Below are 21,250 nucleotides of genomic sequence, written 5' to 3' on the forward strand. Positions count from 1 at the left end.
TTCCGCCCAATGGAATAGTTGCATGTGATGCCCATCACGTCAAGGTCTTACGAGGATCGGCTGGGGGCGGCCAGCGGGGTGAGGGCGATCGAGTGGACACGACGGAGATCGGGAGGTGCGCAGCACATCCCGATCTCCAGCCGACACCGTCGGGCCGGCTCGTCGGTGGTTCAGCCGGGGGGCCGATTACCCCGCTCGTCGCGTGCGGCTGCCACGACCGAGACGTCCGGCCGATTACCGGCCCTGATCTCGTTGAAGACAAGGTTGAGGGCCACCGCCACCACTGCTGCCGCGCTGATCCCGGAATGCATGACAGTGCTCACCGAAGTCGGGAACGCGTCCCAGAACGTCGGGGCGGCCACCGGAATCATGCCCATGCCCAAGGCGACCGCCACGATCACCATGTTCAGGTTCCCCTCGTAGTCCACCCGGGACAGGGTCTTGATCCCGCTCGCGGCGACCGATCCGAAGAGCACCAGACCGGCCCCGCCGAGGACCGGATACGGGATCGCGGCGACCACCCGGCCGACCACCGGGAGCAGGCCCAGCAGCGCCAGGATGCCGCCGCCGACGGCGACCACGTATCGGCTCTTGATCCCGGTCAGTGCCACCAGTCCGACGTTCTGCGCGAAGGCGGTACAGGGAAACGCCCCGAACAAGGGGGCCACGGTGGTCGAGGCCATATCCGCGCGCAACCCGTCGGCGACCCGCTTGCGGTCGACCGGGGTGCCGACGATCTCGCCGATCGCCAGGATGTCTGCGGTGGTCTCGGTCATGATCACCAGGATCACGATGGTCATGGAGATGATCGCGCCGATCTGGAAGGTCGGCGACCCGAAGTGCAGGACCGGTGGCAGGGCGAAGACGGGGCCGCTGCCGACCTTGGAGAAGTCGACGTCACCGAGCAGGGCGGCCACCGCGGTGCCGATCACGATGCCCAGCAGAATCGACAGCCGGGAGATCGCGCCCTGGAAGACCCGGCTGATCGCCAGGATGATCAGCACCGTCAGTGCGGCCAGCCCGATATTGGCCATCGACCCGAAACCTGCTGCGCCGGCGCCGCCTTGAGCCCAGGTGAAGGTCACCGGGAACAGGGACAGGCCGATCACCGTGATGATGGTGCCGGTGACCACGGGCGGGAAGAACCGCACCAGTCCGGCGAACACCGAACTCAGCGCCAGACCGATCAGCCCGGCGACGATGATCGCCCCGAAGATCGGTCGCACGCCGCCTTCGTCGGCGATCGCCACCATCGTCGAGACGCTGGCGAAGGATAGTCCCTGCACGATCGGTAGACGGGCGCCGAAAGGGCCGATGCCGATCGTCTGCAGGACGGTGGCCAGACCGCTGAGGAACAGTCCCGCCGTGACCAGCAGGCCGACGTCGGAGGCGGACAGCCCGGCCGCGGTGCCCACGACCAGTGGTGGTGCGATGACGCCGCCGTACATGGTGAGGATGTGCTGCGTCCCGTAGAGCAGGAGCTTGCCGAAGGGGAGCCTCTCGTCCTCCGGGCGCGCGATCGTTGCTGAGGTCATCGTGGTGCCCCGGTCAGCAGAATCCGGGTACGCCGTGCCAGGCGGAGCCGGGGTCGGAGGCGTCGTCGCGCACCACGCTGGCCTCGATCAGGCCGTAGGGGCGGTCTGCCGCGATGAAAACCTCACCTGGATTGTCGACGCCGAACGGCGACAGATCGACCAGGAAGTGGTGCTTGTTGGGCGCCGAGAACTTGATCTCGGACACCTCGGGGTGCTGCTCGAGCACGCTCTCGCCCATACCGTAGAGCGTCTGCTGGAGAGCCTTGCTGTGGATCTGTGCGAACCGTTCCAGCAGGAGCGCGCGGATCGAGGCGAAGGAGGCGTCCCAGTCCACATCGGTGTGTTCGTACCGCCACTTGGTGACCAGCGAGGTCGCCAGAATGCGATCGTCGGTCTCCTGCAGTGTCGTGTACTTGTCCTTGAGGAAGCCGTGGAACTCCGAGCCGGTGGTCTTGAGCAGGGTCAAGTCGTGGATGCCCGAGACGACGTGTGCCGTGCGGTCGGGGCCGCGGCCGTCGATGTTGACGACGGTCGACCGCACGCCGCCGCCGGCCCGGACGAAGGAGTGATCGTGGCCCGCACCGTCGACCTCGATCCGATCCCACGGGTACTCGTGCACTTCGATGCGGGCACCGTCGGCCCGGGGCGTGGAGTCGATGAAGTGTCCGCCCAGGGTCAGCGCGTACTCCTCGATCGCTCCCACGCCCTGTTCTTTGGCGAAGGCGAAGGCGGTGTTCTTCTGGGTGTCGGTGGGCAGGACCGCGCCCTGGTCGCCGCTGATGTGCGCGTCCCGGAAGTCGCCGCGGAGAGCCGATGACACGTTCAGGTCGCGGAGGTGATGGCGCGCTGTGTCGCGGTACACGCGGACGACGCGGTTCTCGGCCTTGCCGTACTGGTTGGGACCCAGGTGGACTGCCATTCTGACCAGCTTCTTTCGTGTGTGGGGTGGGGATCGGGCTGATTCGAGGTCGGAGTTCTTCTTTCGTAATGCGGAAGCGGTGTTCCGATGATCGAAGAATGGCATGTGATCTCCATCACGTCAACAGTTTGTTGAAATCAGCTCCGGGGCTACCATTCGGCCATGCGATTGAGTGCGGAGTTCACCAGCGAACCTTTCCGCGGGGAGGGGGAGGTGCCCTCGCACGCCGAGCGCGCGGTGGCCGCCATCCGGGCCTTCGGGCTCGACCACGACTTCGGGCCGTTCGGCACCTCGGTCAGCGGCGACGCCGACGCGGTCCTTCGAGTTCTGAGGTCGGCGCTCGCCGAAGCCTTCGCCGCCGGCGCGGCGCGGGTCACTGTGCAGGTGGACCGGGCCGATGATTGAATCCGAGCATCCGCTGGTCGGAGCGGTCGCGGAGTTGGTCGAGCGGGTCGGTGGTCAGATCGTGCCGATCGACCGGATCGCCGACGGTGACGTGCCGCTGGTCTGGGACGGGGGCGCCGTCGCAGCGGTTCGCCTGCCGGCGAGCGCCTCGCCGGCCGGAGACCTCGGCGCCCTGCTCGCGAGCCTGGCTGCGGAGTTCGGGGCACCGCTCGACGGCCTCGATCGTGCCGGGAAACAGCGCGCGGTGCGGATACTGGAGGAGCGTGGCGCCTTCACCTACCGCAAGTCGGCGGAGACGGTGGCTGAAGTCCTCGGCGTCACCCGGTTCACCGTCTACAACTATCTCAATCGGATCCGGGGCTGATCCCGGCGAGCGCGCAGATCGCCGCCCTGGCCTCGTCCGCGGTGGTGACGCCGATCAGAACGCGGTAGGCGAGACCGTCCGCGGCGGCCAGCAGTGTTCGTGCGCGGTCGCGGTCTCCGTGAAGGAGGTCGGTGGCGAGATCTTCGGTGCCGCGCAGCGCCTCGTCGACGATCGCCCGCAGGCCGGCGTCGGTGACCGCTTCGGCGAGGAAGGCGTACCAGACCTTGGCTCCCGGCCGCTGCGTGCCATCGGTTCCGATCGCGTGCGTGAGCAGCATCAGGAGGGCTTCGTCGAGGTCGTCCGGGATCGGGATGCGTCTGCTCGGCGAGCGCGAGGTAGGACGTGAGGGCGTGGCGGATGATGGTTTCGCGGGTGGGGAAGTAGTGCTGGACGCGCCCCATGGAGATCTCCGCCTGTGCGGCGATGCTGCGCAAGGTGACCGCCGCGATGCCGCGTTCGGCGATGATCTCCCACACCGCCCGGTCGATCGCCGCCCGGCGCGCTGCGTGATCCACCTGCTTCGGCATCGGGGCCACCATAGCAATGCAGCCGCATCGGCACATTGATACAATGCGAGTGCATTGCATCGGAAGGGGTGCGAGATGGGGCGACGAACCCGGATCGACGCCGGCGCCGTCGGATATCGGGCGCAGCTCCCGACACCCGAACTGCCCGGTGCCGAGGCGCTCGCCCGGCTGGCGATGCCGGTCTTCGTCGGGCTCGGCGCAGGCAGCGCGGTCACCGACACCGCGGCGGCCGCTCGCAGGGCCCGCACCCTGCCCGGCGCGACGGTCCGCGTCTGGCCGGACGGCACCCATTCCCTCCCGATGCAGTACCCCGACGCGCTGTGCGCCGAACTGGCGGCGTTGATCGCCCGGCAGCCCGGCTGACCGAGCTCAGGCGACGGTGATCCCGGCTGCGGCGAACTCCGCCAGGGTCGCGTGGGTCGAGGCCTCGGCCACCCCCGCTGCGTAATCGGTGAGAACGCGCACCGTCAGGCCCGCGGCGCGAGCGTCGAGCGCAGTGGCGCGCACGCAGTAGTCGGTGGCGATACCCGCCACGTCCACCGTCGAGATCCCGTGCGCGGTGAGCCATTCCGCCAGCGAGGCGCCGTCGGCATCGTGTCCCTCGAATCCGGAGTACGCCGCCGAGTACGCGCCCTTGCTGAACACCGGCACGCCGTCCGGTAGGCGCAGATCCGGGTGGAACCGAGCACCGTCGGACCTGGCGCGGCAGTGCGGCGGCCAGGTGTTGACGAAGTCCGGCGTCGGCGAGAAGTGTGAACCCGGATCGATGTGCCAGTCCCGGGTCGCGACCACCGTCGAGTACCTGCCGAACAGATCCCGGCCGATGGCCCGCGCCACCCGCGCGCCGCCGTCCACGGCCAGCGAGCCGCCCTCGCAGAAGTCGTTCTGCACGTCCACGACGATCAGTGCGGTGCTCATCCGGTTCTCCTCAGGGGCGTTCGGCGGGAGGGGCTTGGAAGCGGGTGGAGATCGCGGGTTCGCCGTTCGACAGGCCCAGGCCCTCCCACGGCAGGGTCACCAGAGCCTCGCGCAGGTGAGTGCGCGCATCCTCCAGGGAGGGCAGGTCCGGCACCTGCTCGCCGCCCCGGACCAGGGGGATCTGCAGTTCGATCGCGGTCAGATGCGACGGGACCGCCGGGATGTCGCCGGGACGCAGCAGCACCTCCTCGACGATCGTGCCGGTGGAACGGGCGAGTCGGACCGCTCGCTTCTCGCCGCCGTGGGTCTCCTTGTGCGAGCTGCGCTTGGCGACCGGCCGGCCGTCGACCTCGACCAGCTTGTAGACCATGCCCGCGGTGGGGGCGCCCGACCCGGTCACCAGGGACGTGCCGACGCCGTAGACGTCGATCGGCTCTGCGCGGAGCGCACCGATCGCGTACTCGTCCAGATCGCCGGAGACCACGATCTTGGTCCGCTCGGCGCCCAGTCCGTCGAGCTGAGCCCGTACCTGACGGGTGATGATGCCCAGGTCGCCCGAGTCGATCCGGACCCCGCCCAGCTCCGGCCCCGCCGCACGCACCGCGCGGTTGACCCCCTCGGTGATGTCGTAGGTGTCCACCAGCAGAGTGGTGCCGGGCCCCTGCGCCGCGACCTGCGCCGCGAACGCGGCCTCCTCGTCGGGGCCGTCCGGGCCGGTGTGCAGCAGGGTGAAGGCGTGCGCCGCGGTACCGCCCGACGGTACGCCGTAGGTCCGGGCCGCCTCCATGTTCGAGGTGGTGGTGAAACCCGCCAGGTAGGCGGCACGGGCGGCCGACACCGCGGCCCGCTCGTGGGTCCGCCGCGAACCCATCTCGATCAGTGGCCGGCCCGCGGCCGCGGAGACCATACGTGCGGCGGCCGACGCGATCGCGCTGTCATGGTTGAGGATCGACAGGATCAGCGTCTCCAGGATCACCCCCTCGGCGAAACTCGCCCGCACCGTCAGGACGGGGGACCCGGGGAAGTACAGCTCACCCTCGCGGTAGCCGTCGATCTCACCGGTGAACCGGTAGTCACGCAGCCAGGCCACGGTCTCGGCGTCGAGGAAGCGCTCGGCGATTGCCAACTCCTGCGGGCCGAACCGGAAACGGCGGAGTTCGTCGAGAATACGAGCGGTACCAGCGACGACGCCGTACCGCCTGCCCTCGGGAAGCCGGCGCGCGAAGACCTCGAAGACGCACGCGCGGTGCGCCGTGCCGTCCTTGAGGGCGGCCGCGAGCATGGTCAGCTCGTACTGATCCGTCAGGAGTGCGGAACTGGCTCTGTCATCCACCGTCACACTGGGTACCCTAGAACCATGACCGAGAGCAGCGCAGGGGCACCGGGCGCAGGCGCGCTGCCCGGCTCGTCCGCGGTCCTCGAGCGCAAGTCCGAAGAGGCGATCGACAAACCCTGGGTCACCATCGTCTGGGACGATCCGGTGAACCTGATGTCGTACGTGACCTTCGTTCTGCGCAAGATCTTCGGTTTCAGCACCGCCAAGGCGAAGGAACTGATGATGCAGGTACACACCGAGGGCAAGGCGGTGGTCTCCACCGGAGACCGTGACAAGGTCGAAGGAGACGTCCGCAAGCTGCACGCAGCCGGACTCTGGGCGACGATGCAGCGAGACGACTGAGTGCGGAACTGGCAGATCAAGCGAGGTGGACGCGGAGAGATCCGGTTCGTCTCGAAGATGGACCCCGAGGAAGTGGGGCTGGTGCGATCCCTGGTCGGGTCGCTGGTCGAGTTGTTCGACGAGCGGGAGGATTCCGCACCGCACGACGAACTCGCCGAACTGACCGGACTGCGGACCGGGCACAGCGAGCCGCCGGCTGAGACGGTGTTGCGGCGACTACTGCCGGACTTCTACCGCCCCGACGCGAACGCCCCCGGCGCCGTCGAGGTGCCCGTCGGAGAACACGCCCGGGACCTCAACGGTGCGTTGCGCTCGCTCAACGAGCCCGAGGTGATCGACGCCAAGCGCACCGCCGCGCAGACGGTCCTGGCCACCCTGCCCGAACGGGCCGGAACTGTCAGCCTCACCCCGGACGAGGCGCAGGACTGGCTGACCTGCATCAACGACCTGCGGCTGGCGCTCGGCACACTGCTCGGCATCACCGCCGACCTACCGGACGGGCCCGCATCGGCCGATCCGGCGCGAGCCGGACACGTCGACGTCTACCACTGGCTGTCGGCACTGCTCGACGTGCTGGTCTCGGTGATGCTCGACCACCAGGTGGATCAGTAGCCGGAATACCCGGCGCCGCGACCGGGTTGTTCGAACCGTGACCGACGAGACCGAGACGTCCGGCCCGTCCGGCGGCCCCGGCCCCACGGGCCTGAGGATCCGCCGCGCGCTGGTGGAGCAGATCATCGCGCATGCGCGCCGGGACCACCCCGATGAGGCCTGCGGTGTGATCGCCGGCCCCGAGGGCACCGACCGCCCGGAGCGGCTGATCCAGATGCTCAACGCCGAGCGCTCGCCGACCTTCTACCGATTCGACTCCGGTGAACAGCTACGGGTCTGGCGGGCGATGGAGGAGGCCGGCGAGGAGCCCGTGGTCATCTACCACTCGCACACCGCCACCGAGGCGTATCCGTCACGCACCGATGTCGCGTTCGCATCCGAGCCCGGCGCCCACTACGTGCTGATCTCGACCCGCGAGGAGCTCGGCGCCGACGCCGAGGTCCGCAGTTTCCGCATCGTCGATTCCGTGATCACCGAAGAGCCCGTTCACATCCTGGAGGTCTGATGTCCGTCACCGTGTCCATCCCCACCATCCTGCGCCCACTCACCGGGGACCAGAAGCGGGTGCCCGCCGACGGTGCCACGCTCGCCGCCGTCATCGACGACCTGGAGACCCGTCACGCCGGGCTCAAGGACCGCCTGATCGCCGACGGCGCTCTGCACCGCTTCGTCAACGTCTACGTCGACGACGAGGACGTGCGGTTCACCGGCGGCCTGGACACCCCGATCTCCGACGGTGGCACCGTCACCGTTCTGCCCGCAGTGGCCGGCGGATGAGGTTCGACTCGCTGCTCGACTCGCTGGGCGGGACTCCGCTGGTCGGGCTGCCCCGGCTGTCGCCGCGCTGGTCCGGCGACCTACCCGGCCCGGACGGCCGCCCACTGCCGCATGTGCGACTGTGGGCGAAACTCGAGGACCGGAATCCCACCGGGTCCATCAAGGACCGCCCGGCGCTGGCGATGATCGAGCAGGCCGAACGAGAGGGGCGGCTGCGCCCCGGCGACACGATCCTCGAACCCACCTCCGGCAACACCGGGATCAGTCTGGCGATGGCCGCCAAACTCAAGGGCTACCGGCTGGTGTGCGTGATGCCCGAGAACACCTCGGCCGAGCGACGACAACTGCTCACCATGTACGGCGCGCGGGTCATCGGCTCACCCGCCGAGGGCGGCTCGAACCGCGCCGTGGCCCGGGCCAAGGAACTCGCCGCCGAACACCCCGACTGGGTGATGCTCTACCAGTACGGCAACCCGGCCAACGCCCGCGCCCACTACCGGGGTACCGGACCCGAGCTACTGGCGGACCTTCCGGAGATCTCGCACTTCGTGGCGGGCCTGGGAACCACCGGAACCCTCATGGGCACCGGCCGGTACCTGCGGGAGAAGGTCCCCGGCGTGCAGATCGTGGCCGCCGAGCCGCGCTACGGAGAACTCGTCTACGGGCTGCGGAACCTCGACGAGGGTTTCGTCCCCGAGCTGTACGACGAATCTCAGCTCACCCGGCGGTTCTCCGTCGGCGCGTACGACGCGCTGCGCCGCATGCGGCAGCTGATCGACGAGGAGGGGATCTTCGCCGGGGTCTCCACCGGTGGAGTGCTGCACGCTGCGCTGGGCGTCGCGAACAGGGCCCTGGACGCGGGGGAACGGGCCGACGTGGCCTTCGTGGTCGCCGATGCGGGATGGAAGTACCTGTCGACCGGTGCGTACGACGGTACGTTGGAAGATGCGGAGGAGGCCCTGGAGGGCCAGTTGTGGGCCTGAACCTCATCCGGTACGCGGGTCGCCCGCTTGAGGAGGTCACCATGACGTTCCCCGGCAACGACGATGCCCGGACCGGGACGCGTTCGCGCAGCGCCGGTCGCGCGGTGGTGCGTTCGATGATCGCCATCGGTGTCTTCGTCGCCGGCCTGTGGTTGCTGGAGGGCATCGACACCGCGATGGGCAATGCACTCGACCAGTGGGGCATCCACCCGCGCGGTCCGGAAGCCGTCCGCGGGGTCGCGCTCGCCCCGCTGCTGCACGGGGGGTGGGGTCACCTGGCCGCCAACAGTGTGCCCGCTCTGATCCTCGGCTTCGTCGGACTCGTCGCCGGGGTGTGGCGGTTCGCCTTCGCGACCGCGGTGATCTGGCTGGTCTCCGGCGTCGGTGTGTGGTTCACCGGCGGCACCGGAACCGTGGTGGTGGGTCTGTCCGGGGTGCTGTTCGGCTGGATGACCTACCTCGCTGTGCGTGGCCTGTTCACCCGCAAACCGCTCGATCTGACCGTCGGACTTGCTCTGATGCTGCTCTACGGCGGCATGTTGTGGGGCGTACTGCCAGGTCAGCCGGGGGTTTCCTGGCAGGCGCATCTGTGGGGCGCGGTCGGCGGAATCCTGGCTGCGGTGCTGCTCGGCCGGCGTTCGCGGACCGGCGGCGCCGCCCGCGACTCGCGTCAGGTCGGCGCGATCGCCTCATGACGATCGCGGATCTGGCAGCATGAGCGGCATGCGTCTCACCATCCTCGGGTGTTCCGGTAGCGTCGGCGGTCCCCAGTCGGCCTGCTCCGGGTACCTGCTGGAGGTGGACGGCCAGGATCCGGTGGTGGTGGACTTCGGCCCCGGTGTCCTCGGTGAGCTGCAGCAACGCGTCGATCCGAACACCGTCACCGTGTTGCTCTCACATCTGCACGCCGACCACTGCCTGGACCTGCCCTCGCTGCTGGTGTGGCGTCGCTACCACCCGGTTCCGGCGCAGGGGCGGCAGCGGCTGCTCGGCCCGTCGGACACCCCGGAGCGGATCGGCCGCGCCTCCGCGGAATCGGCGACGATGCTCGACGACATCTCCGACACCTTCGATTTCAGCGCCTGGCGGGAGAACGAGGACCACACCGTCGGCGCTCTGGCAGTGCGCCCGCTACGCATGTTCCACCCGCCGGAGTCGATGGGGCTGCGGATCACCGGTCCGAGCGGTGCGGTGCTCGCCTACACCGGAGACACCGGTGTGTGCGAGAACCTGGTCGAACTCGCCCGCGGCGCCGACGTTCTGCTCGCCGAGGCCAGTTGGACCCATGACCCGGGCAACCGCCCGGTCGGCGTGCACCTGTCCGGCCTGGAGGCGGGGGAGGCCGCGGCTGCGGCCGGTGTCGGAAGGCTGCTGCTCACCCACATCCCGCCCTGGACGTCCCGTGAGGCGGTGATCGCCGAGGCGCGCTCGGTGTACCACGGCCCGGTGGACGCCGTCAGCGGCGGTGACGTCTTCGAGCTCTGACGCACCGGCGGACTCGGTCGCTCTCCCCGTGCCGGACCAGCGCGAGACGATAGGCTGAGCGGGTGAGCAGACGCGCAGACGGCAGGGCCGACGACGAACTCCGCCCCGTGACCATCACCCGGGGATTCACCCGTAATCCCGCGGGATCGGTGCTGGTGGAATTCGGTGAGACCAAGGTGCTGTGCACCGCGAGCGTCGAACTGGGAGTCCCCGGCTGGCGCCGAGGTTCCGGCCAGGGATGGTTGACCGCCGAGTACGCGATGCTGCCCGGCGCCACCCACGAGCGCAGCCGGCGTGAATCCACCAAGGGCAAGGTCGGAGGCCGCACCCACGAGATCTCCCGGTTGATCGGCCGTTCCCTCCGGGCGTGCATAGACCTCGCCGCGCTCGGTGAGAACACCATCGCGATCGATTGCGATGTGCTGCAAGCGGACGGCGGCACCCGCACCGCCTCGATCACCGGTGCCTACGTGGCACTCTGCGACGCGGTCACCTACCTCGGTGCCGCCGGGAAACTGACCGACCCGCAGCCCATCTCGTGCGCGATCGCCGCCGTATCAGTGGGCGTCGTGGACGGCCGGGTCCGCCTGGACCTGCCCTACGAGGAGGACTCCCGCGCCGAGGTGGACATGAACGTCGTGGCCACCGACACCGGCACGTTGGTGGAGGTCCAGGGAACCGGTGAGGGCGCGACCTTCGCGCGCACCACCCTGGACTGGATGCTCGATTCGGCGATCGCGGGTACCGAGAAGCTGTTCGCGGTCCAGCGGGAGGCGCTCGCCGCACCGTACCCGGGCGCGTTGCCGGAGACCGAGGGCGAGCCGAAGAAGAAGTTCGGCCAGTGACCGGCGGGCGCCTGCTGCTGGCCTCACGCAATGCCAAGAAGCTCCGCGAGCTGCGGCAGGTGGTCGCCGACGCGGGCATCGTCGGCCTCGAAGTGGTGGGGCTCGACGAGGTCGCGCCCTTCGACGAGCTTCCCGAGGATGCGCCGTCGTTCGAGGGCAACGCGCTGATCAAGGCCCGGCAGGGCTACCGCGAGACCTCGCTGCCGTGCCTGGCCGACGATTCCGGGATCTGCGTGGATGCGCTCAACGGTATGCCCGGCGTGCTGTCCGCGCGCTGGTCCGGCCGGCACGGTGACGACGCGGCCAACACCGCGCTGCTGCTCGCCCAGCTCGCCGACGTCCCTGATCAGCGCCGCGGTGCCGAGTTCGTCTCCGCCTGCGCTCTGGTGATCGGGCCGGAGGAATCGGATCGGACGACGGTGCGCGGCACCTGGCGCGGCACGATCGTGCGCGGGATGCACGGCGACGGCGGATTCGGCTACGACCCGGTGTTCGTGCCGGAAGGCTCGGAACGGACCGCGGCGCAACTGACCCCGGAGGAGAAGAACGCCGTGAGCCACCGCGCGCGGGCCCTGGCCCAGCTGGTCGAACCGCTGCGCGCACTCGCGGCGCGCATCCCCGAATAGGGAGGTTCTACGCGGTAGCCTCTCCGCGTGAACCGCAGACCGTCCGGGTTGCGTGGGGGCCGCGTGGCCCTCGCGATGCTGTCTGCTGTGGTTCTCGCGCTCAGCGGAACGCTGTGGTGGAGCAGCAATCTCGTGATCGGCGGATTCAACGTCTCCGGTGCGCTCGCCGAGGCCAAGGTGGCGAAGTCCACCGGTGGCGCCCGCAACATCCTGCTGATGGGCCTGGACACCCGTCGCGACCAGAACGGTGATCCGCTGCCCGCGGATGTGCTCAGCCAATTGCACGCCGGCACCAGCGACAACGGCGGATACAACACCAACACGCTGATCCTGATGCACGTGCCGGCGGACGGTAGGAGCGTGACCGCGTTCTCCATCCCCCGTGACGACTACGTCCGGCTCGAAGGCGTGCAGACCCGCACCAAGGCGAAGATCAAGGAGGCCTACGGCTTGCGCAAGGCCGAGGTCGAGGATCGACTCGCCGCCGAAGGGGTTTCGGACCGCCGGGAGATCGAGCGCCGCAGCCGCGAGTCCGCGCGGGCGGCGACCCTCGCCACCGTCGAACGGCTCGTGGGTGTGCCGATCGATCATTTCGCGGAGGTGAGCCTGGTGGGCTTCTACGACCTGGCGAAGACCCTCGGCGGAGTCGAGGTGTGCCTGAACAATCCTGTGCGCGACAGCTATTCCGGGGCTGCATTCCCGGCCGGCCGGCAGAAGCTCAACGCCGCACAATCGCTGGCCTTCGTGCGGCAACGGCACGGTCTCGCCGACGGTGACCTCGACCGTACGCACCGCCAGCAGGCGTTCATCGCAGGTGTCATGAACGCGCTGCAGAAGCAGGGCGTGCTCGCAGACATGCGGAAGATGCAGTCGCTGATCTCGGTGGCGCAACAGGACGTGGTGGTCTCGGACGGCTGGGATCTGCAGCAGTTCGCCAAGCAGGCCGGACGGATCGCGGGCACCGACCTGACCTTCACCACCCTGCCGGTGCTGGGCTACGACATGATCGACGGCCAGGCGGTCAACATCATCGACCCCAAGGCCGTTCGCACCCAGGTGCAGAAGGCCTTCGGGCAGTCGGTTCCCGAACCGGACGGATCCACACCCGATGACTCGACGCCGGTGCCGGGCACTGCGGCGGGGGCCGCGATCGCGCCGAATCAGGTGGGCTTCACCGCACCGCGGCAACCCGCGACGACCACTGTGCCGCCGACCGGGCAGACGGTGCCGGTGCGCCCGGCCGGGCCGGTTCCCGATGCCGGGACGACCTTGCGCGGTGGCGGGATTCCGTGCGTCGACTGATCGTCGCCGGGCTAGTGTCATCGCTGTCCGATGTTCGTTCAGAGTCGACCAGAGCAGAGAAGAGACCCATGACTGAGAGCAAGATCGGCATCCGCCTCGGAGCGGTCGTCCTGACCGTCGCCGCACTGGTCCTGGCCGGTTGTTCGAAGCAGGGCGCCGACACCACCTGTGAGAACTACCAGAAGATGTCCGACGCCGACCAGCGCGAGCAGGTGACCAAGCTGTACAAGGACAAGCACGGAGAGGAACCGTCGTCGATCGTCGTCGGCGGGCTGCAGCAACAGGCGATTCTGTTCTGCAAGACCGCCGGGAAGCCGGACTCCAAGATCAAGGAGATCCCGATCTCCTGATCGGACGGCGATCAGCGGTGGGCCGAGGTCGGGTCTGCGCGGCGCGGTCGAGGATCACCGTTGGTGGGTGCGCCCGGGGAGACTTGAACTCTTTCCCGACCCCTGGTCAAGGGGCTGGAATAGCCCCTGACCTCGCGATATGGTCACAGTCGGTCACTGGCTATCACCGCTGTTCGGCGGGAAGTGTGCCCAAAATGTGCCCACGGGCGGTGTCCATCGCCGCCGCCACCACATCCAAGTCCTCGTCGAACAGGTCGCTGTACACATCCAGCGTCATCGCGGCCGACTTGTGCCCCATCATCGCCTGAACCGCTTTCACGTGCGCGCCGGCCTGCACCGCCAGGGACGCCGCCGTGTGCCGCAGATCGTGCGCGGTGACCCTCGGAACCCCGGACCGCTTCACGGCCTGCTCCAGCCATCCTGTGCCGTTCTCCGGCAGCTTCTGATGCCCCCCGTCCGCGCCCGGGAAAACCAACTCGTCCCCGTCTCGGCCCTCCACGTGCTCGGCGAGCATCACGGCCAAGAACGCGGGCAGGCCGACCGTGCGGGACTCGTGCGCCTTCGGCGTGCCGACCACCACGGAGCGCTTGACGAGTACCGCGTTCTCGACGACTGCGATCCGGCGGCGATCGAAGTCCAGGTGCTTCACGCGCACCGCGGTCGCCTCGCCCCATCGCAGCCCCGTGTACGCGAGCATGTACACCAGCACCTCTCGTGTGCCCGCCTTGGTGGCGAGGTCGCGCACCTGCTCGTGCGTGAGGTACGTCCGCGGTCGCTGCGGCTTCCGCGGGAGGTTCTCGACGCCGCGCGCCGGGTTCTTCGCCAACCGGTTCGCCTTCACCGCGCTGTCGAGAATCCCTGCGAGGATGCTGTGCGCCCGGAGCACCACCACCGCTCCCGCGCCACCACGAACCACGTCCCCGCCGCCATCAACCTCATCCACCTGCATCGCGGTGATCCAGTCCTCGACTGCGGCGCGGGTGATCGTGTTCACTGGCCGGTCGGCCCACTTCGGTTGGACGTGGACGCGCCACGCGGTGTCGTACGAGTGGTACCCGGAGGGTTTCATCGACACCTTCTTCCCGGCGAGCCAGTCCGGCGCGAGCTCGCCGACGGTGATGCGGCCGAGGGCAGGCGCGACGTAGTCGCCGGTGAGCTTCTGCACCTCGACGGTGCTTGCGAACGTCTGGGCGTCGCGTTTCGTTGTGAACCCGCGCTTCTTGGTGGTCGCGCGGTCGGGTGTGCGGTACCGGACCATGTATCGGCGGCCGGCCTTCGTCTCGTACGGCTCGATGGTGGCCATCAGCGCGATCCCTTCCGGGCGATCCGCCGCAGCCGCAGCACGACGCTGGGGGAGTAGGCCAGCGCCTCCGGCCGGTCGATCAGTCGGATGAGCTGCTGGTAGTACCGCACCGGCGTGACCCCGAACTGGTCGGTGATGGCGTCCTCCTTGGCGCCCCGCTGCTGCCACCACTGGGCTTCGAAGTCCAGGATCGCGCGCTCACGGTCGGTCAGCACGGCCAGTCCTCCACTCGTTCGTCCACCCAGGCTCGTTCGTCGTCGTCGAGGGCACGCACCCGGGTGAGGAGTGTGGGCACGTCGACCCACAGTTCGTCTGCGACTTCGGTGGCGTGCCGCGCCCAGCGGAGGACGTCGACGAGGTCTTCGAGTTCGATGAGCCGGCGCGCCGCGATTGTGTGGACGGCGGTCTCCTCGCGGGCCTGCAGCACCGGGTCGCGCGGGTAGACGCGGCGTTCGTCGTGGACGAGTTCGTGCGCGATGGTGCATCGGCGTTCGGCTTGGGTGAGGTCGTCGGCGAGGTGGATTCGGCGGCCGTTGATGCACCCGGCGATGGTGCTGTTGCCGAGGTCGCTGAACCGGATCTCCAGCCAGTTCCGGCCGCGGGCTTCCCGCCAGGGATGCCACGGTGTGGTTCTCGTCATACCGGCTGTTGTACACGTACGGACCGACAGAAAACGCGCTGACCAGGAACTACACAGATGTCATTCGAGGCGCCGGCGAGTGGGTGGACCGCTCGTAATCTGAATGAATGCAGGGCCTGGCGTCTTGATGACGCTCTTAATCAGCCGAATGTTCTGGCCGACCACCATCGCCGATTCGAGCCGACTCATGGTCGCCTTCATAGCGATGAGCCGAGCACCATACTCGCGCACGCAGGCGATCTCGTGGGGGACCTTCCAGATCTCGGGATTGGCTGTCAACGCGACGACTCCATTGCGCCCGCAGTACTCGATCCACTCGACGTCGGGCATCGTCTGCGAGTACTCCTTGCCGAAGACATCAGCCAGGGTCGCAGTCCTGATCTGGTACAGCCTGCCCAACGGTGCCACAAGCTTGGGGCTCGCACACCTGTCGATCAGGACGTGCTCACGCGAACGCAATGAGTTCGTCGCGGTCATCGACCACCCGCTGCACGTCGTGCTCGTCGAGATCGAAGTCCTCGGCCACGCTGCGTATCGAGTCCCCAGCCTCGACCGCTCCGAGCACCGCGAAGGCCGGAACGCCGTTCCGGAACGAGGGCCTGCCTGCATTCAGCCGTGGATCGATGTACAGGATGGCTTCGTCCTCCCCAAGTTCGACCTTGAACCTTATGGGTACGTCCTGGTCGTCCAGATCCACCGCCCGAAGGTATCGGTCGAAGATCTTCGGGGCCTGTACCTGCTGATCCGCGATTCGGATGAAGAGGTCGCCATCCGCGTCGGGTGCCTGTTCGTAGAGGTGCCCGACGGCGTCGACGAACAGCTTCGGCTTGGCCAGGACGAACTGGTCGCCGGTTCGTTCGCGGAGCATCTCGACAGCTGGCGCGATCTTCTGCATCGAGGTCATCTTGCGTAGGGCGCTTAGCGACCACGCCTCCACGAGGCCAGACAGAGGGATTGTCGGCCAGCCGCGGCGAGCGTTCGGCACGACGTGCACGAGAGGAGCGCGTGTGGCAGTGGGCTTTGCCCACGACCGCAACGTGGCTTCCTTCATGCCGACGATTCGCGCCACTTCGGGGAAGGTGCAGATCGGCGACGTGTTGGCGATGGTCATCTACACCCTCTCCTCTCGCTACGGCGGATGTTAGTTGCTGCTGCTGATTCTTCGCTGGGGGTGTGACAGATTTCGCCTGATTGTTCCATCTGCTCACGCGCCACCCTCCGGGCCGTCGGGATCCGGCAGCTCGCCGGCCTCGTCCTGGCGGCGTCGGATCTTCCGCCCGACCGGCTCGTGGCCGAGGTCACGTGCGGCCCACTGCTCGTCGTTGGGGAGGGGTGGGGGCTTGCGGCGGCGGTCCGCTAGGTTGCGGACTTGCCCAGGTGTCTTCTGGGTTTGTCTCGGCGGGTCCTCGGTGCCCTTGGGCGGGGCCGGCGCAACAGAAGTAGACGTAGCAGCATGATTGATTCGCCTCCGGATCTCGTTCAGCAAGGCGTCCGTGGACACCTCGTTGAGGGTGATCGTCAGGGCGGTTCCGTCGTCGCTGTAGTCCGCGAGTGATCGAGCAGCCGCGATGCGCACGGTCTCGGCGGGGATGCCGAATCCGCGAGCGAGCCCAGTGATCGTCGCGGCGTCCGGCATCTGCCCGAGGTGTTCCCGGTTGTCTCGCAGGATGTTGGACACCAGCTGACGACTCAGCCCTGAACGTCGCACGAGGTCGGTCTGCCGCCAGCCGCGGGCGTCGAGCTCGCTCTGTACGAACCGTTGGTACTCGTGCATGTGGACGACCTTCTCGGGTATGGCGTGGTGTGTCTACGGCGCGCTGCCTGCGGTGTCAACAAGGGTTTAGTCTCTCGGCAGCCCATTGTGTCAAGCAGTTGGCGACACGTCCAATGCAGCTTTGACCTGCTACGTGCTGAATCACAGGGGTGTAACTGCTTGACTATCTGTCCGGTTGGGATGGACACTTGTCGTGAAGCGCTTGACAACCAAGCTGAGAGGGGAGCATCATGAATCACGTCACCCGCAGGAAGCGATCGAAGGGAAGGTGGATGCGGCTTCGCGACACGGCGCTGTTGGTCGACTACATGAACGCGCAGAAGTTCTCGCAGGCGCGGCTTGCGCGATACGCCGGGGTGTCACGACAGTTCGTCAATCAGCTTGTGCACGGGGATCGACGTACGTGCACGACTCAGGTGGGCCGGCTCATCGAGGAGGCGCTGTGCGTCCTCCCGGGGACGCTGTTCGTGCGAGAGGAGTCGCCCACTACGACTACGTCCGTCAAACGGACTACGGCAGCCTGACGAAAGCAGAAGCCCCGCCGGTCAGGGCGGGGCTTCCAGAACAACAAGAGGAGGTGAGAGGTGACATGGGATCCAGCACAGTTCTCGGGCGAGCAGCGGCACGCCGCAACGCTGGCACTACTCGAAGCGCAAGGCAAGGTGTGGCGGCTGGACACCGAGGTTTTCGGGCCGGAGCACTCGCAGGCGATGCGCTATGCGTACGGCCTAGTCGAGGACGTGATCGTGGAGATGGCCTTGGCTTGGAAGCCGAGCTAACTGAGCCCCTTCAGCGCGAGCAGAGCGGTTCCGCTCGACAGCCCTGCCAGGGTCGATGTGGCGTACGGGTACACGAACGTGTGCAGGAGAGTCTTCCATCGGCCGACGGACTCGGGGTCCGTATCGGACTCAGCGGTGACACCAATCGCTCCGAGGAGACGTTCCAGGGCTGTGGCGAGCTCGAAGTCACCCGCTGCGTCGAAGTGGTCCAGGCACCACTGTGCATGGTTGATCACGTTGACGAGGTGCATGCGCAGGTGTGCGGGCGCGCCGCTGTTGTTCAACACCTGCGTCGCCGCGCTGAGGAAATCCTGCACGGACTGCCGGGCTTCCGGGGTGGCCTCGGGCACCTCGTAGTCGAGCAGCCCGCTCAGAGCATGCAGAAAACGAAGCGACTGGACGTCAATCCCTCCGCTCCCAGCGGCCACCCAGCCGCTTCCGAACGCGAATACGTGCGCGCACCAGTTGGAGAACTCGTCGCGGTAGACCGTGACGTTCCGCCCCTTGCTGCTCATCAGGTTCAGCAACTCGTCGATTGCCTCGAGGTGGCGAACGGCTTGTCGGTGCGCGCTCCACGTGACCGATTCGGTTCCCATTTGGCGCGCATCGTTCGCGGGCTGGCTGGGCGCGTTCCACGCGGTCAGTTGCGCATGCAGCAACTCAGCTGGGTTCGCCATCGGACTCCTTCGTCCTACAAATCACCCCCCGCCCGGGCATGGGCGAGGGGCAATCACAACAACTGATCGGAGAGATCAAGTGCACAACAACGATATCAGCCCGGCATTGCCGGAGGGTGGCTCGCCACTCGATGCGGGCCGGACGCCGTGCCCACAGGGTGGCGAGGACCGCTGGTCGACCCGATGGCTCATGGAGAAGATGGGCTACCCCCGGTGGAGCGACTTCGAGCCGGTGATCGAGCGGGCCAAGACGGCCGCTGCGAACCAGGGCTTCAATGTTCGGACCCTTTTCAGGATCAACCCTGAAAAGACTGGTGGACGCCCCCGGACTGACTACCAGGTGACCCGATTCGCCGCGTACCTGATCGCGATGAACGGCGACCCGCGGAAGCCCGAGGTTGCGGCGGCACAGGCGTACTTCGCGATCCGCACCCGCGAGGCTGAGACCCGTCCCGCAGTGAACGGCTCGGACATCACCCGCCTCGAGTTGATCGAGATCGCGCGCAACGCGGAGATGGAACGTCTCGCGCTCAAGGCGGAGAACGAGCAGCTCGCCCCGAAGGCCGAAGCGTTCGACAGCTTCATCGACGCGACCGGCAAGTACGGGGTCGGTGCGGTGGCGAAGATGCTCGGCACCTCGCAGAACAAGCTGTTCCGGGATCTCCGCAACGCGGGCGTCCTGATCGCGAAGGGCTCGATGCGGAACACCCCGTACCAGCAGTACATGCGGTACTTCGAGGTGAAGGCGCATGAGTACGAGCGGAACTCGGGTGAGATCGGCTGCTCGTACACGACGTATGTGCAGCCTGCGGGAATCGCGTTCATTCAGCGGAAGCTGGGATTGCCCGCGATCGACCCGATCCACGAGTCCGCGCTGACCGGTGAGGCGGTGGACGCATGACGACCATCAAGATCACCGTCGGCGGCACCGTCGTCGAGGTCGAGCCCGCGAAGCCGCGTACGACGACGGTCTACAACGTCGGCGTCTCGTCGCCGCAGGCCGTGATCCAGCGGATCGAGGAAGCGCAGCGGCGTGAAGCGGCGATGCGTCGAGCCGGCATGGCCGACCCGACGACCCCGTCACCGTCCGTCGATGATTCGCCGCTCGAGGTTGCCGATCGCCGTGACGAACAGGGACAGGGTGCGCCCGAGATCGCGGTCACGATCCCCAGTGCGCTCCTCGCCAGCCTGAATCACCTGCTCGATGAGGGCGGCTGTGATTGGCATGTCCGCGGGGATCTTCCCCTCGAACGCGGCGCGGAACTCATCGGCGCTGGGCGGGGGTCCGCTGCGGTCGCTGAAGTCGACCATGATTCTTCTCCTTCGTCGGGTTGTGGTGACACGACGGTAGGAGATGGTGGCGGGCCGGGCAGCCGAATCGAGCAGCCCGGTCCCGCGCCGACCGTCATCCTGAGCCGGTTCATGGACGCGCTCGGCGTGAAGCCGGCCGCGCAGGAGGAGTGCGTGGAGTTCTTCCTCCGTGGCGACGACGTCGGTCAGGTGTTCGGGCTCGATCCGGTGGCGTACCTGCGTCGCTGCTACGGGCTGGCAGCTGAGTTCCAGTTCGAGCCATATCAGGCGGGGCTCATGATCGACGCTCTCGCGACGGCCCTGCGGGGTGCGCGATGACCGCCGCGGTTGTTCGGTCGGTCCGATTCCCCGACGGCAGTGTCCTCGACGGCCTGAACGTTGCGGTGCTGCAGCGGGACCAGTACGTGGACAACGACACCGGGGAACTGGTCGTCGATTGCCTGGTCCAGCACGAGGTGTTCGCGGAGCCGTACCCGATGCGGGTCGAGGCGTCCCGGATCGAGGTGATCGCGTGAGCGCGAAGTCGTTGCGACCGGAGGCGCCGCTCGCAACATCCAGGCAGGTCGCAGACCACTTGGGTGTCGACATCGAGACGTTGGCGAACTGGCGGTACCTCGGGAAGGGGCCGGTGTTCGTGAAGGTCGGCGGCGCAGTCCGTTACGACTGGGCGGACGTCGCCACGTGGATCGCGGGGCAGAAGTGCCAGCGCACGGACGTGAAGGCGGCGTCATGACCTGGCTGTTCGAGGTGCTGCAGGGCGTGAACGGGTTCCTGTTCCTGGTGCTGGCGCCACTGTCGTTGGTGCCACTGCTGGTGCATGACCGTCGGGAGCGGAGGGCCGGCCGGTGACCCCCGCAGATCAGGAGATGGAGCGGGTCGTGGCCGCGCAGGCGAAAGCCAGGCACGACGATCCCGCCGCGGTGATCGGCCGACTCAACGTCGAGTTGGATCGGGCGGCTGATGACCGGCGGTGCTTGATGGCTCAGGTCGCGGACATGGGTGGCCGTGTGCGGCAGATCGCTTCACCGCTGTGTGTGGCGTTAATGCGGGATGACCTGGACGAGTTGGGTTTGCGGGAGGTCATCGCTGCTGCTGTGGACGCGCTGGATGACGCTTCTGCCCAGCCGGCGCGGGTGTTGTCGCAGTTGGCGGACACGTGGAGGGCTGAGCGGTGAGCGCGGAGGCGGTGCTGGCTGTGGCGGTGATCGCCGTCGGCTTGCTGGTCGTGTGCGTGTTGTCGGCGGGGATGGCTGTGCTGCAGCGGCGTGTGGATGCGCTGGATTCGCGGTCTCGGTCGGCGGTGGAGGAGGGGTGCGGTGGGGATGTCGCTGCACTCGCGGACGAGAGGCACCCGGAATGAGCTGGGTGATGACGTGGGAGCTTGCCCCGGTTCTCCGGACACCTGATCTGTAGCGTCGTTGCTACAGGAGAGGAGTCCAT

The 21,250-nt window shown here is 67.8% G+C and carries 33 protein-coding genes and 1 pseudogene; 21 read left to right on the top strand and 13 right to left on the bottom strand.

All coding sequences use genetic code 11. From position 1 onward, the window contains the following. Window positions 1-170: 170 nt before the first annotated feature. Together ACYVHG_RS13800 and pucL are read right to left on the bottom strand one after the other, a co-directional pair. Window positions 171-1,535, bottom strand: a complete 1,365-nt coding sequence (locus tag ACYVHG_RS13800; RefSeq protein ID WP_461168047.1) for a nucleobase:cation symporter-2 family protein — start codon at window positions 1,533-1,535, stop codon at window positions 171-173. 13 nt (window positions 1,536-1,548) lie between these two features. Next, window positions 1,549-2,454: a factor-independent urate hydroxylase gene (gene pucL, locus ACYVHG_RS13805; RefSeq protein WP_461168048.1), complete on the bottom strand. Its 906-nt coding sequence runs from the start codon at window positions 2,452-2,454 to the stop codon at window positions 1,549-1,551. Window positions 2,455-2,616: 162 nt separating this feature from the next. Between pucL and ACYVHG_RS13810 the strand changes: the two genes are divergently transcribed. Both ACYVHG_RS13810 and ACYVHG_RS13815 read left to right on the top strand, forming a co-directional pair. Then, window positions 2,617-2,859, top strand: coding sequence for a thiamine-binding protein (locus tag ACYVHG_RS13810; RefSeq protein WP_461168049.1), 243 nt, complete (start codon window positions 2,617-2,619; stop codon window positions 2,857-2,859). After that, window positions 2,852-3,223 (top strand): helix-turn-helix domain-containing protein, encoded by a 372-nt coding sequence (locus ACYVHG_RS13815; protein WP_461168050.1) that lies wholly within the window; start codon window positions 2,852-2,854, stop codon window positions 3,221-3,223. Before ACYVHG_RS13810 ends, ACYVHG_RS13815 begins: the two co-directional genes overlap by 8 nt. On the opposite strand, the gene ACYVHG_RS13820 is transcribed toward ACYVHG_RS13815, so the two are convergent. Then, window positions 3,204-3,500 (bottom strand): TetR family transcriptional regulator C-terminal domain-containing protein, encoded by a 297-nt coding sequence (locus ACYVHG_RS13820; RefSeq protein WP_461168051.1) that lies wholly within the window; start codon window positions 3,498-3,500, stop codon window positions 3,204-3,206. The two genes, ACYVHG_RS13815 and ACYVHG_RS13820, sit on opposite strands and share 20 nt — an antisense overlap. Before the next feature lie 133 nt (window positions 3,501-3,633). Beyond that, window positions 3,634-3,810: pseudogene (locus tag ACYVHG_RS13825) on the bottom strand (hypothetical protein); the annotation flags it as partial. A gap of 15 nt (window positions 3,811-3,825) precedes the next feature. Here ACYVHG_RS13825 and ACYVHG_RS13830 point away from each other — a divergent pair. Further along, window positions 3,826-4,113, top strand: a complete 288-nt coding sequence (locus tag ACYVHG_RS13830; protein ID WP_461168052.1) for an alpha/beta fold hydrolase — start codon at window positions 3,826-3,828, stop codon at window positions 4,111-4,113. 6 nt (window positions 4,114-4,119) lie between these two features. On the opposite strand, the gene ACYVHG_RS13835 is transcribed toward ACYVHG_RS13830, so the two are convergent. After that, window positions 4,120-4,668: an isochorismatase family protein gene (locus ACYVHG_RS13835; protein ID WP_461168053.1), complete on the bottom strand. Its 549-nt coding sequence runs from the start codon at window positions 4,666-4,668 to the stop codon at window positions 4,120-4,122. 10 nt (window positions 4,669-4,678) lie between these two features. Beyond that, on the bottom strand, window positions 4,679-6,007 hold the full coding sequence (locus ACYVHG_RS13840; protein WP_461168054.1) for a nicotinate phosphoribosyltransferase: 1,329 nt from the start codon (window positions 6,005-6,007) through the stop codon (window positions 4,679-4,681). Window positions 6,008-6,025: 18 nt separating this feature from the next. Between ACYVHG_RS13840 and clpS the strand changes: the two genes are divergently transcribed. From clpS to ACYVHG_RS13895, 11 genes are all read left to right on the top strand, one after another. Next, window positions 6,026-6,346 (top strand): ATP-dependent Clp protease adapter ClpS, encoded by a 321-nt coding sequence (gene clpS, locus ACYVHG_RS13845; protein ID WP_461168055.1) that lies wholly within the window; start codon window positions 6,026-6,028, stop codon window positions 6,344-6,346. Then, entirely contained in the window at window positions 6,347-6,958 is a 612-nt protein-coding gene (locus ACYVHG_RS13850) for a DUF2017 domain-containing protein (protein ID WP_461168056.1), read from the top strand. It abuts the gene before it with no gap. Window positions 6,959-6,995: 37 nt separating this feature from the next. Next, window positions 6,996-7,463 (top strand): M67 family metallopeptidase, encoded by a 468-nt coding sequence (locus ACYVHG_RS13855; RefSeq protein WP_461168057.1) that lies wholly within the window; start codon window positions 6,996-6,998, stop codon window positions 7,461-7,463. Further along, complete coding sequence (locus ACYVHG_RS13860) at window positions 7,463-7,735, top strand: MoaD/ThiS family protein (RefSeq protein WP_461168058.1); 273 nt, start codon at window positions 7,463-7,465, stop codon at window positions 7,733-7,735. The genes ACYVHG_RS13855 and ACYVHG_RS13860 overlap by 1 nt, the downstream gene beginning before the upstream one ends. Then, window positions 7,732-8,718 (top strand): PLP-dependent cysteine synthase family protein, encoded by a 987-nt coding sequence (locus ACYVHG_RS13865; RefSeq protein WP_461168059.1) that lies wholly within the window; start codon window positions 7,732-7,734, stop codon window positions 8,716-8,718. Before ACYVHG_RS13860 ends, ACYVHG_RS13865 begins: the two co-directional genes overlap by 4 nt. Before the next feature lie 41 nt (window positions 8,719-8,759). After that, on the top strand, window positions 8,760-9,413 hold the full coding sequence (locus ACYVHG_RS13870; protein WP_461168060.1) for a rhomboid family intramembrane serine protease: 654 nt from the start codon (window positions 8,760-8,762) through the stop codon (window positions 9,411-9,413). A 28-nt stretch (window positions 9,414-9,441) separates the two neighbouring features. Continuing rightward, complete coding sequence (locus ACYVHG_RS13875) at window positions 9,442-10,203, top strand: cyclic nucleotide-degrading phosphodiesterase (RefSeq protein WP_461168077.1); 762 nt, start codon at window positions 9,442-9,444, stop codon at window positions 10,201-10,203. A 62-nt stretch (window positions 10,204-10,265) separates the two neighbouring features. Further along, entirely contained in the window at window positions 10,266-11,048 is a 783-nt protein-coding gene (gene rph, locus ACYVHG_RS13880) for a ribonuclease PH (RefSeq protein ID WP_461168061.1), read from the top strand. Further along, window positions 11,045-11,674 (top strand): RdgB/HAM1 family non-canonical purine NTP pyrophosphatase, encoded by a 630-nt coding sequence (gene rdgB, locus ACYVHG_RS13885; RefSeq protein ID WP_461168062.1) that lies wholly within the window; start codon window positions 11,045-11,047, stop codon window positions 11,672-11,674. Before rph ends, rdgB begins: the two co-directional genes overlap by 4 nt. A 75-nt stretch (window positions 11,675-11,749) precedes the next feature. Next, window positions 11,750-12,976 carry an LCP family protein gene (locus ACYVHG_RS13890; RefSeq protein ID WP_461168078.1) on the top strand — a complete coding sequence of 409 codons (1,227 nt, stop codon included), beginning with the start codon at window positions 11,750-11,752 and terminating at the stop codon, window positions 12,974-12,976. Window positions 12,977-13,044: 68 nt separating this feature from the next. After that, window positions 13,045-13,326 (top strand): hypothetical protein, encoded by a 282-nt coding sequence (locus ACYVHG_RS13895; protein WP_461168063.1) that lies wholly within the window; start codon window positions 13,045-13,047, stop codon window positions 13,324-13,326. Between the two features lie 163 nt (window positions 13,327-13,489). Here the strand turns inward: ACYVHG_RS13895 and ACYVHG_RS13900 are convergent, their stop codons facing one another. The 6 genes from ACYVHG_RS13900 to ACYVHG_RS13925 all read right to left on the bottom strand — a co-directional run bounded on the left by ACYVHG_RS13900 (window position 13,490) and on the right by ACYVHG_RS13925 (window position 17,043). After that, complete coding sequence (locus tag ACYVHG_RS13900) at window positions 13,490-14,629, bottom strand: tyrosine-type recombinase/integrase (RefSeq protein WP_461168064.1); 1,140 nt, start codon at window positions 14,627-14,629, stop codon at window positions 13,490-13,492. After that, on the bottom strand, window positions 14,629-14,844 hold the full coding sequence (locus tag ACYVHG_RS13905) for a DUF3263 domain-containing protein (RefSeq protein ID WP_461168065.1): 216 nt from the start codon (window positions 14,842-14,844) through the stop codon (window positions 14,629-14,631). Before ACYVHG_RS13905 ends, ACYVHG_RS13900 begins: the two co-directional genes overlap by 1 nt. Further along, entirely contained in the window at window positions 14,838-15,269 is a 432-nt protein-coding gene (locus tag ACYVHG_RS13910) for an ImmA/IrrE family metallo-endopeptidase (protein ID WP_461168066.1), read from the bottom strand. Before ACYVHG_RS13910 ends, ACYVHG_RS13905 begins: the two co-directional genes overlap by 7 nt. Window positions 15,270-15,329: 60 nt before the next feature. After that, a complete protein-coding gene (locus ACYVHG_RS13915; RefSeq protein WP_461168067.1) occupies window positions 15,330-15,746 on the bottom strand; it encodes a PIN-like domain-containing protein in 417 nt (138 codons plus the stop codon). Beyond that, entirely contained in the window at window positions 15,715-16,380 is a 666-nt protein-coding gene (locus tag ACYVHG_RS13920) for a hypothetical protein (RefSeq protein ID WP_461168068.1), read from the bottom strand. Before ACYVHG_RS13920 ends, ACYVHG_RS13915 begins: the two co-directional genes overlap by 32 nt. A gap of 93 nt (window positions 16,381-16,473) precedes the next feature. Next, window positions 16,474-17,043, bottom strand: coding sequence for a helix-turn-helix domain-containing protein (locus tag ACYVHG_RS13925; RefSeq protein WP_461168069.1), 570 nt, complete (start codon window positions 17,041-17,043; stop codon window positions 16,474-16,476). A gap of 308 nt (window positions 17,044-17,351) precedes the next feature. Between ACYVHG_RS13925 and ACYVHG_RS13930 the strand changes: the two genes are divergently transcribed. Both ACYVHG_RS13930 and ACYVHG_RS13935 read left to right on the top strand, forming a co-directional pair. Beyond that, window positions 17,352-17,567: a helix-turn-helix domain-containing protein gene (locus ACYVHG_RS13930; RefSeq protein ID WP_461168079.1), complete on the top strand. Its 216-nt coding sequence runs from the start codon at window positions 17,352-17,354 to the stop codon at window positions 17,565-17,567. 60 nt (window positions 17,568-17,627) lie between these two features. Next, on the top strand, window positions 17,628-17,822 hold the full coding sequence (locus ACYVHG_RS13935) for a hypothetical protein (RefSeq protein WP_461168070.1): 195 nt from the start codon (window positions 17,628-17,630) through the stop codon (window positions 17,820-17,822). Here the strand turns inward: ACYVHG_RS13935 and ACYVHG_RS13940 are convergent. Next, on the bottom strand, window positions 17,819-18,499 hold the full coding sequence (locus ACYVHG_RS13940; RefSeq protein ID WP_461168071.1) for a hypothetical protein: 681 nt from the start codon (window positions 18,497-18,499) through the stop codon (window positions 17,819-17,821). The two genes, ACYVHG_RS13935 and ACYVHG_RS13940, sit on opposite strands and share 4 nt — an antisense overlap. Window positions 18,500-18,578: 79 nt before the next feature. Between ACYVHG_RS13940 and ACYVHG_RS13945 the strand changes: the two genes are divergently transcribed. The 5 genes from ACYVHG_RS13945 (at window position 18,579) to ACYVHG_RS13965 (ending at window position 20,985) form a co-directional block, all read left to right on the top strand. Further along, window positions 18,579-19,400 (top strand): phage antirepressor KilAC domain-containing protein, encoded by an 822-nt coding sequence (locus tag ACYVHG_RS13945; protein ID WP_461168072.1) that lies wholly within the window; start codon window positions 18,579-18,581, stop codon window positions 19,398-19,400. Then, window positions 19,397-20,128 (top strand): hypothetical protein, encoded by a 732-nt coding sequence (locus ACYVHG_RS13950; protein ID WP_461168073.1) that lies wholly within the window; start codon window positions 19,397-19,399, stop codon window positions 20,126-20,128. The genes ACYVHG_RS13945 and ACYVHG_RS13950 overlap by 4 nt, the downstream gene beginning before the upstream one ends. Beyond that, window positions 20,125-20,325 carry a hypothetical protein gene (locus ACYVHG_RS13955; RefSeq protein WP_461168074.1) on the top strand — a complete coding sequence of 67 codons (201 nt, stop codon included), beginning with the start codon at window positions 20,125-20,127 and terminating at the stop codon, window positions 20,323-20,325. The genes ACYVHG_RS13950 and ACYVHG_RS13955 overlap by 4 nt, the downstream gene beginning before the upstream one ends. Further along, window positions 20,322-20,543: a helix-turn-helix transcriptional regulator gene (locus tag ACYVHG_RS13960; RefSeq protein ID WP_461168075.1), complete on the top strand. Its 222-nt coding sequence runs from the start codon at window positions 20,322-20,324 to the stop codon at window positions 20,541-20,543. Before ACYVHG_RS13955 ends, ACYVHG_RS13960 begins: the two co-directional genes overlap by 4 nt. Window positions 20,544-20,655: 112 nt before the next feature. Further along, on the top strand, window positions 20,656-20,985 hold the full coding sequence (locus ACYVHG_RS13965; protein WP_461168076.1) for a hypothetical protein: 330 nt from the start codon (window positions 20,656-20,658) through the stop codon (window positions 20,983-20,985). Window positions 20,986-21,250: the final 265 nt, after the last annotated feature.

The organism is Tsukamurella serpentis (assembly GCF_054780975.1).